At 66.6% G+C, this 10,138-nt stretch carries 6 protein-coding genes; 3 read left to right on the top strand and 3 right to left on the bottom strand.

Annotation, left to right across the window (positions count from 1 at the left end):
* A partial coding sequence (locus tag HGB10_11440; protein NTU72415.1) for a LysE family transporter occupies window positions 1–438 on the bottom strand: 438 nt, incomplete at its 3' end.
* Window positions 439–615: 177 nt separating this feature from the next.
* Between HGB10_11440 and HGB10_11435 the strand changes: the two genes are divergently transcribed.
* Window positions 616–3,003 (top strand): Ig-like domain repeat protein, encoded by a 2,388-nt coding sequence (locus HGB10_11435; protein ID NTU72414.1) that lies wholly within the window; start codon window positions 616–618, stop codon window positions 3,001–3,003.
* A gap of 94 nt (window positions 3,004–3,097) precedes the next feature.
* On the opposite strand, the gene HGB10_11430 is transcribed toward HGB10_11435, so the two are convergent.
* Window positions 3,098–5,845, bottom strand: a complete 2,748-nt coding sequence (locus HGB10_11430) for a hypothetical protein (GenBank protein NTU72413.1) — start codon at window positions 5,843–5,845, stop codon at window positions 3,098–3,100.
* Between the two features lie 120 nt (window positions 5,846–5,965).
* Complete coding sequence (locus HGB10_11425; GenBank protein ID NTU72412.1) at window positions 5,966–7,114, bottom strand: aldo/keto reductase; 1,149 nt, start codon at window positions 7,112–7,114, stop codon at window positions 5,966–5,968.
* A 178-nt stretch (window positions 7,115–7,292) separates the two neighbouring features.
* On the opposite strand from HGB10_11425, the gene HGB10_11420 reads away from it, so the two are divergent.
* Window positions 7,293–8,774 carry a diguanylate cyclase gene (locus HGB10_11420; protein NTU72411.1) on the top strand — a complete coding sequence of 494 codons (1,482 nt, stop codon included), beginning with the start codon at window positions 7,293–7,295 and terminating at the stop codon, window positions 8,772–8,774.
* 40 nt (window positions 8,775–8,814) lie between these two features.
* Window positions 8,815–10,138, top strand: a 1,324-nt coding sequence (locus HGB10_11415; GenBank protein NTU72410.1) for an O-antigen ligase family protein, incomplete at its 3' end; no start/stop codon positions are given.

The raw sequence follows: 10,138 nt of genomic DNA, 5'->3' as shown, positions 1-10,138 counted from the left end.
GCGCTCTGCGCCGGCGTACTGCGCTGCGACGCTGCCGAGCAGCACAACGGTGTCGAGATAGACGTGCGGGTTGAGCAGGCTGACCGCCAGCGTCGCGACAAGCACCGCCGAGACGGTCGCGGGCGCATCCGGCGCGTCGTCGGCGGCTGACAGCACCGTCGGTCGCAGGGCGGCGCGAAGCGACATCACGCCGTAGCCAGCGAGGAACAGCGCGCCGCCCCACGCCGCGATCGCGGTCACGAGCGGGAATGCACGCACGAGCGAGCCGAACCCGAGGGCGCCGGCCGCGATGAGCACCCAGTCGCAGACGACGCAGACAGCGACAACGAGCGCCACGTGCTCGCGCTTGAGACCCTGTCGCAGCACGAACGCATTCTGCGCGCCGATGGCGATGATGAGGCCAGCGCCGATGCCGAAACCCGCCAGCCCTGCCGTCATGCCGGTCACCGTCGCCACCTCGTCTCAACCTCTGCGTCACGAAGCAACGATGCTACCACCACACTTGGTTATGCAGTCGTTGCCATTTTGCTATCCCAATCGGTCAGTTTCGAGAGTACGCTGGTCAGCGGCGGTGCGGGTGGCGCCCGCCTTCTGATTCTGAGGGGGTTCGAATCCATGTTCGCTCGAAAGGCGTTCTCACGCTTCGCGCTTGCGCTCGCGTGCGCGGTCGCGATTCTCGCGCTCAGCGCGACCGCGGCACTCGCGGGCCCGGCCGGTCCTGGACCGACGCTTTCCGTCGACCAGCTCCAGTCGGCACTCGATGCCAACGACGGCATGCTCAACGGCTATCTGAAGACGGTCGTCAAAGGCTCGACCATCGTCACGATCCCGGTCGAGGTGCTTGCCGTCACCACCGGCTACGGCACCGGACCGGTCGACATGTCTTCGCTCATTCTGTTTCGCGCAACCGGCCCCATCATCGACGAGATCAAGGGCATTGCGTCGGGAATGAGCGGCAGCCCGATCTACGTCGATGACGGCCCCACGTTCGGCATGATCGGCGCGCTGTCCTACGGCGACGCGTTCACGACCGGCGGCACGGGTCTCGCGACGCCGATCGAGGCGATGATGGCGATCCGCGAGAAGTACGCACCGATCTCGCTTCCCAGCGCGCTTTCCGAACCCGTCATTCTCGACGGTGAGGTCAAGAACAGGGTTGTCATCACACAGGACCCCGCTTCGTTCACGAGTGCGCCGAAGGGCACCATCGTCGCCCAGCCGCTTGGCGCGGTGTTCATCGGCGGAGTCAACCCGACGTCGAACATGTACAAGGCGTATGCGAAGTCACTGGCGTCGCGCGGCGTCGCCGTGGCCCCGCTCGCTGCTGGGCTGTCGGCCAAGGAATCCACCTACAACGCACCCTTCACCCCCGGCTCGGCCGTCGCCGTGCTCGCGGCGCGTGGTGATCTGTGGGCCGGCGGTATCGGCACGGTCACCTACACTCAGGGCGCAGACGTTCTGGCCTTCGGTCACCCGATGATGCAGGACGGTGACTCGGGTCTGTACCTGTGCAACGCGTGGATCGACGGCATCTGGCCGAGCACGTACTCCCCGTACAAGCTCGGTCGTCCCGCCGCAGTCCGCGGCACACTCACGCAAGACCGCCTCGCGGGCATCATGGGCGTCGACGGTCAGATGACCGAAGACGTGCCTGTCACCGCGACAGCGCGCTATGGCAGTGAGGTGGCGACCTCCGCCGTCTACCTGCCGCGCTTCGTCGCGGACTCGTCGGCCGACAACTACTACGGCATCGCCGCATTCAGCGCCTACATCGCCGGCAGCCGTCTGAGCAGGCTCGATGCGATCGAGAGCCCCGGCAGCGCCGTGACGACGACCACCATCGTGGTCAGCGACGGCGCCACCACCTACACGCTCGTTCGGCGCAATGTCTACTCGGATGCGTGGGACATCTCGATGGCGGTCGTGTCCGACGTCGATGACATGGTCAGCGAGTTCCAGTATGCGAACGACAACGGCATCGCGCACGCCGAGATACAGTCGATCGCTCTGGAGTCCGAGTTCTCGGCCGCCCAGCGCGAGGCCGAAGTTGTCGACGTGACCGTCGACGGCGGGGTTCGCAGTGGCGACAACACCGCGACGGTCTCGCTGCACGTGTACGGCGAAGTCGCCACCCAGACGGTGGAGATGCCCTTCGTCGTACCCGCTGACGTGCCGCCCACGGGCGAGCTCAACGTCTCGGCGGTCAATGGCTCGTACGAGGAGGACTACTCGGAGGATCTGTTCGACGAGTACGGCTACGAGTCGAGCATCGACCGTCGCACGGTCGCCGACGTGGTGGACGAGCTTTCGGACACGGTCGACAACACCGTGCTGACGCTCTCGTTCGCGCCCGAGGACTTGAGCGACTCCGAGGAGGAGACGCTCTCCATCGACTACGCGACGATTGAAACGACGCAGGCTACCGGCTGGGTCGTCTACAGCTCAATCACCAAGGCCGCTCCGCTCTTCACTGCCTACAGCTACGGCGCCGGCTTCCTCTCCTATGGACACACCGGCGAGATCGCATGCTCGATCGACGGCATGGAAGGCAGAGGCCTCGTGGTGGGCAGCGACGGAACGACGGCGACGGTCGACTGGGGCACGGGGACCTACACCACCGTGCCGCTGTACCAGAACACCTCGGTCGATCTGACCTTCCTCGGCAACGAGGACACACTGCCGGCGGTGCTCGACACGCCGGTCGACCTCGGCGTCAAGGCACGCGTGTCGTGCGCGACATCGAAGTCGACTCCCAAGCACGGAACCACCGTGACGCTGACCGCGAATGTCCTGCCTGCAGCCACCGGCGGCAGGGTCGCGTTCCAGCGCCTCAAGGGTTCGCGGTGGGTCACGCTCAAGACCGTGAGCGTGGGCGCCACCGGCAGGGCGACCTACCGGTACAAGCCGGCATCGGCAGGCACGGTAAAGGTGCGCGCCCGATTCACCGGTAGCGCCATGAACATGTCGAACAACTCGTCAGCGGTTACGCTCCGCGTGAAGTAGTACGCGCCACTGACACACGGAAGGCGCCCGGGGCGACATCGCTCCGGGCGCCTTTGCGTTGCACTCGGGTTCGGTACCGAGCCGGGTACAGTGCCTACTTCACGGTGAACGTCCTGCGAGCAGAAAGCCCTGCGTAGGCGCCGCTCGTCGTGGGCGTGTTCGCTATGACGCCCCAGGTGCCCCGAGTCGAGAGCTTGATCGTCTTGGAGTACGCCGAGCCCACGCCGCGCGACACATTGCTCGCCGAGTAGGTCTTGTACAGCTTCCACTTGCTTCCGACCTTGCGATACACCATCAATTTGGTCGAACCGCTCACGTACTGCCCGGTCGTTCCGGAGATGGTGAAGTTCACGTTGCGCGTGGGAGACGACGGCGAGACGACCGGCTTGGAAAGCGACGCGGTAGTGCGCTTAAAGTTGATCGTGTCGGAGAGCTGCTTCTCGTGTCCTGCGGCGTCGCGGTAGGCGCCGGTGACCCGCTTGGTCCCGTTGCCGCGCGGAAGCGTCACGACCGTGGTCGCAGCGTAGGGCTTGAACGATCCCCAGGTGCTCGGTGACTTGAAGCGCATCACACTCAGACCGCTCGCGGTGTCGGTGAGCGCCGAGTTCACGATGACGTGCAGTGAGTTCGTGGTGGAGGCACCGTTCCTGAGCTTCATGGTGCCGCTCGGAGCACGCGTGTCCACACGAACCGTCATCGTGGCGACGTCATCATCACCGAGATCGAACGCGCCGCGGTAGCTCAGGACGTGGGAGCCTTCCGGAGCGCCAACCAGCGCGTGTGCCGTGGTCGTAGCATCATCGGTGGCGTTGTCCCAGTGGTACTTCGTGACGCCGGCTCCGACTCGCGCAAGCCCGATCGTCGTCGCAGTCGTGAACCAGCCGCTCGCAGCCGGCAGCGCCGGCGTCGAGCTCGCAGTGACCGATGGCGGCGAGATCGTATAGCGATGGATGCCACGCCCGATTCCCGCAAGCAACTCCCTGCCGCCCGGCGCAGCGGCCACAGCGAGCGCACCATTGCTGCCCGAACCGATCTCCACCCACGAGGCGCCACCGTCACCGCTCCTGTAGAGCGGGCCGCTGGCAGTCGATACGAGGATGGCCCCGTCGTCGGTCGCGGTGATCTGGCTTGTCTGGTAGAGCGGGTACCCCGGCGTCGGCTCGAACGTCAGGCCGTCGTCGATGGAAACGGCAACACCACCCGCGCCGGCGCCGGCGATGAATACCCGACCCGCCGTATCGACGGCGAAGTACTTCATCCCCGCGTTCACGGACGCAGGTGTGATCGTCTCCCACTGGCTCGCGCCCGGGGCCAGCCGATAGATGTTGGGATCGACCCACCACGTGCTGAGCACAGATCCGTCATGAGCCAGCGCGACGCTGACTGCCTGTTGCGCGGAGGCGACAGGCAACCCGTCGGTCGGCAGAACCGTCCACGCCGAGTCACCCACGTGCGCTGCCAGCACCTGCTGATAGCCGCCGGCAACGGTGTAGGTTCCGTCAGTTGATGTGGACGTCGCGTACGTCCACGACGTGTTGTCGATGACGTAGTGCCAGGTCAGCGAGTCGGTTGTCTCCCACAGGCCGAAGTCCGTCGAGGCAAGCACCCGTCCGTCGGGCGTGCGCTGAAGGTCGTAGATGTTGCCGACGAGTCCTGCGGCGGCCACGGCTGTCCACGATTGCCCGTCATCCCGAGACACCCGCAAGCCCGCGTCCGTCAGCAAGTTCGCGTCATATTCGGCGACGGTGAAAAGCGAATCGTTGGGCCCAAACACCACGTTACCGTTGTAGATGGGCACGAGTCCGCTATTGGATTCGGACAGCGCCGTCACGCCCGGATCGGTCGTGCGGACGAACCCGCCTCCGTAGGAGCCGGCGATCAGCGTGGAGCCGTTGATGGCGAGTGACGAGACGACGCCGCCGTTCGCTCCACCACCTATGTTGGTCCACCCGGTGGTCCCATCGGCCGAGCGGAAGATCCCATCGCCGTTGGTGGCGACATCGACCGCACCGGACGCCTCGCCCACGATGCTGCTAGGCGGCTGATCCGAGTTGAAGACCTTGGTCCAGGATGCGCCACGATTCGTCGAGCGATACACACCGCTGCCTCCGGTGGCATGCCAGACCGTCGCCCCGAACCACAGTCCGTAGACATGCTGGTCTGTTGGGATGCCGTTGTCTTGCTGTACCCAGTGATCGCCGTCATCCGTTGACACCCACAGCCCACCGCCGATGCCTGCGCTGCGGGCGGCACCGGCGTACGCGGTGGCGCCGTCAGATGCGAACGCACGTACGTGAGCGACACCCACGGTCGCGCTCGTCCACGTCGAGCCGTTGTCAGTCGAGCGGAAGAGCCGCGCCGTGTTCGGCCCGGCTGTCAGGAGGGTGTTCGTGAGGGGCATGCGATAGACGGCATACAGTTGTGTGCTCGAGGTGTTCGTCGAAGCGACGTTCGGCCACACCGGCGCGCCGGGCGCCAGTCGCAGGATCCCGTTGCCTGTCGCTGCGACGACGCTGCCGTCGGCCGCGACCACGACATCATTGGCCCAGCGAGACGTTGGGTAGCCGGTTGCGACCTTGCTCCACGATGCGCCGGTCGATGACTCGTAGATGCCGTCGGAGCCCATAGAGGCCAAGAACGCACCACGGTCCGCACTGTAGCCGGCCCTCGATACCCAGCCACCGGCGGGAGGATCCACCGCAGCCGTCCAGGAGTTCACCCCCGCGAACGCGGAGAGAACGCCCGCCGACAGCGCGACTGCAAACGCGATGAGAAGCAAGAAGATGCCGCGAAGGCTCGTGGAGGATGCGCGGGAACGACCCGCGCGATGAGTAGTCTGCATGGTTTCCCCGATTCGCAAGAACGACAGTTCACGAATCGCGTATGCAAGCATCCCGCCAAAGGATACTAATTCGGTAACATTTAACGCCGAGTGGTCATCCGAATCCGCGAGTGGCCGTGGCTACCCGCCGAACGTCTCGACGGCTTCTGCCATGAGATCGGGAATCGGCAGCGTCTGCGGGCACATCTCGAGGCACTGTCCGCACGCCGTGCACTTATCGGCTTTGCCCTCGACGCGTGAGTAACCGGTGGTCCAGCCGTTGGCCGACTCCCACATCGCCGCCGTGTTGAGCGCAGCGATCACGTCCGGGATATCGACGCCGAACGGGCACGGCATGCAGTAGCGGCAGCGAGTACAGTCGGCGCGCATCTTGCCACGCAGGGCGGTGGCGGCCCGTTCGAACACGCCGAGTTCGTCATCGGTGAGCGCGCCGGGGAAGGCGTCTGCCGCCACCGCGATATTCTCCTCGACCTGCTGCAGCGTGGACATTCCCGAGAGGAGCGTGCTCACACCGGGCTGGTTCCACACGTAGCGAAGCGCCCACTCAGCCGGGGTCCAGCCCTCAGGGCGATCCGCGAAGACCGGCCGCATCGGCTCGGGGAGCTTATCGGCGAGGGTGCCCCCTCGCAGCGGCTCCATGACGACGACGCCCATACCCTTCCCGGAGGCGTGCAGCAGGCCGGCGTGTCCCGCCTGGAACTCGGTGTCCATGTAGTTGTACTGGATCTGCGCGAAGGCCCAGCCGTCGTACTCATCGCAGATCCGCACGAAGTCGTCGGGTGCGCCGTGAAACGAGAACGCCGGAAAGCGGACTCGGCCATCGGCGATGGCGTCTTCCAGGAATGCGATCGCGCCAGCGTCACGGCTGCGATCCCACGCAGCGCCGTCGAGACCGTGGAGAAGGTAGAAGTCGACGTGGTCGGTCTTGAGGCGACCGAGCTGGAACTCGAGCATGCGCTCCATGTCGTCGCGGGTCTGGCACAGCCCCACCGGCAGCTTGGTCGCGAGGTTGACCCGGTCCCGCCATCCGCCGGACAGCGCATCGCCCACGAACGGCTCACTCTCGCCCGCCTGTCCCATTCGCGTCGCGTGGTAGAAGTACGCCGTGTCGATGTAGTTCACGCCGTTGTCGATCGCATGGTGCAGCATCTCGGTGGCCAACTCGTAGTCGATCGCCTCGGATCGGCCATCGATGATCGGCAGGCGCATGCACCCGAACCCGAGGATGGAGACATCAACGCCGGTCGTGCCGAGAGCGCGATAGAGCATGTGTCCTCCAGGGTCGCAGGCGCGCGGTGCGCGCGAGTTGTTCGGTTCTCAGGGTAGCCCATACCCCTCAGAGCCTCACATGGAACCCGGCGTGTTAGCGAAGTTCGCAAAGTGGAACTATCCAAGTGGTCGAAAGCTCTCCGCTGGCACTTGGGGACCCATGGGAGAAGCACTCCGGATGCACCACCCGCGCGAATCGGCACTGAGACGTCTGTTTGCTGCGCCCGAATTCGACGACCCTGCAACTGCTTCGATCGCCCGCGCGACGTTCGTGGTGGCGTGGACTCTGCTTCTCGCTATCACCCCGCTGTCTCTGATTCTGGCCTTGCTGTTCCCGCAGATCGCACGGGTGGCGATCGCGATGATCGGGGCGCTGGATTTCGTCGCACTGGTCGCCGTCGGGCTCGTGCGGGCGGGCAAGGTCGCCGTCGCAAGCCTGGTCTTCAGCGCCGCGTCTTGGGTCGTCTTCAGCCAGGCCGCCTGGTACACGGGTGGCCTCCAATCGGCAGCGGTCGGCGGGCTCTTCGTCGTCGTCGTGATGATCGGGCTCGTACACGGCTGGGAGTGGGGTGTTCCTGCGGCGTTCGCGGGCGTGGCGACGGTCCTGCTCCTCGCATCGGCCGAGAACGCCGGCTGGCTGCCGACTCCTCACTTCACCTACACCCCCATTGCGCACGCCTCGGCGTACGCGCTGTACCTGCTCGCCCTTGGAGTACTGCTGACGACCTCGTCGATCAGCCTGCGTCGTTCACAACATCGCTCGAAGCGCGCTGCAGGAGAGCGCCAGTTCACCGAGCAGCGCCTACTCGATGTCATCGATGCCGCGCCATTTGGGGCGCTCGTGTGCTCACTCGATCGCCACCACGACCAGCTCTGCGTCGTCCACGTGAACCGGGCCGCCAGCGACGTGCTCGGAATCGACGCGAACCGGTTCGTCGGCAAGCCGATCGACCGGGCTTTCGCGGCGCTCTCATCAAGCGAATGGCTCGCGAAGTTCCAGCAGATCGCGCATGACGGCGGACGCCACCACGCGGAGTCGGTGCCGTTCTACGCCGAAGGCCGCTCGGGCACGCTTGAGATGCACGCATTCCAGGTCAGCGACGACTCGATGGCCGTCTTCTTCGTCGACGTCACCGAGCGTCGGCGCGAGCAGGTGCAAATCCACCGTATGGCCTTCCACGATGAACTGACGAAGCTCCCCAACCGCAAGCTCCTCGCCGACCGTCTCGAGGTCTCGCTCGCCGCGTCGCATCGGCGGCGCACCGAAGTCGCGCTGCTCTTCATCGATCTGGACAACTTCAAGTCACTCAACGATCGCTTCGGCCACACGATGGGAGACGAGCTGCTCGTCGGCGTCGCTGACCGCCTGCGGACCGTGGCGCGAGCGAGCGACACCGTGGCCCGATACGGCGGCGACGAGTTCTGCGTCCTGGTGCCGGACATTCTCGAGCGCGAGCAGGCCGAGACGGTGGCCAAGAAGCTCGTTGCAGCGCTCGCCGAGCCCTTCGAGCTGAGCGGCCGCCGGCTCTCGGTGACGGCGAGCATCGGCGTGGCGATGACCGACGATGACGACCGGAGCGCAGAGTCGCTCATCGAGCGTGCCGACAGCGCGATGTACCGGGCCAAGCGCGCAGGCCGCAACGGCTATCGCGTGCTGTGAGACCGGCTGCACGGCGCCGCTCCGGTGCTACTGTGAGCGCATGAGCTCCGCACGCAACACCCCCGCCGAGAAGGTCGGCGCCACCTCGCGCACAGGCGGCGCCTCGTCGACCGCGCGGGCAACGAGCGCACGAACGCTCGTGCTCGTCGGCATCTTCGCCGCGACCTTCGGAGTAGCAGTCGTGATCGCGCCGGGAGGACTGAGTCCGTTCGGGCCGATAAAGGCGTTCGTCCTGTGCCTCGCCTGCGCGTGCGTCGCGCTCGGCTTCGCTCTCGACCCCGCCCTGCCGGTGGCCGCGCTGTCGCGGGTCATCTCAAGCCGTGGGCCGTGGGCAGCGATCGTGTTCATCGACGTCGTCGCGCTTTCGATCATCACCTCGATGGACCCCACGCAGTCGGTGCTCGGCCACTATCCCGAGTACCAGGGCTTCGCGCTGCTGTTCGCATCCGCGCTCGTGGCGCTCGGCGCGTTCGCGCTCGCCGATGAGGAGCGCACCTGGCGCGTGCTCGCCAGAGCGGCCGTCGTCACGCTGCTCCTCGTCGCCGGCTACGGCGCGCTGCAGCTCCTCGGGCTTGACCCCGTAGCCACGGCAACCGAGTTCGTGGTGCGCCGTGTGCGGTCGACTGTGGGCAACGCGAGCAATCTCGGCGTGCTCCTCGTGCTCGCACTCCCCTTCGCGCTCGAGCGTGTTCGTCGCGACACCGGCGCCTGGCGCGTCGCTGCCGGCGTATCGCTCGCCACCGGCGGCGTCACGCTCGCGTACTCGCTGTCGCGTGGAGCGTGGGTTGCGGCCCTCATCGGTACGCTCGCGTGGCTGCTCGTCGAGGGCCGCCGCCAGGATCGCGCGACCCGCACGCGCTTCGCGGCCCTCGCCATCGCCGGGGTCCTCGCAGCCGCCGTTGCCACGGCGCTGCTCGTCCCCTACGCCGCCTCCCGTGCCGCCACGCTCGCCGACCCGTCGTCGGGTACGGCCGGCTGGCGCACCGCGGTCTGGAGCCGCACGGCGCAGATGATCGTCGAGCGCCCGCTGCTCGGGTTCGGGCCGGCCACGTTCCGCTATGCGTTCCCTCCGCGCCGAACCGCCGCCATGCAGGCCGGCGAGAGCGGCTTTCAGATCATCGACGACCCGCACAACCTCCTGCTGTCCGCCGGGGTCTCCTCGGGCGTGCTTGCGCTGCTCGCCCTCGCGTGGCTGCTGGCCGAAGCGTTGCTGGCCGCGTGGCGCCCCCGTGGCGATGGCGCGCCTGACGACTCGCTGCAGGGCCCGGCGTTGGCGAGCGCCATCGCCGCGGGGGCCACGGCGCTGCAGTTCCACTTCGTGACGATCGATACCGCGAGCCTGCTCGCGGTATTCCGCGCCAGAT

Source organism: Coriobacteriia bacterium (assembly GCA_013334745.1).
Taxonomy (GTDB): Bacteria; Actinomycetota; Coriobacteriia; order Anaerosomatales; family JAAXUF01; genus JAAXWY01.
This window is presented reverse-complemented; position numbering and strand designations above follow the sequence as displayed.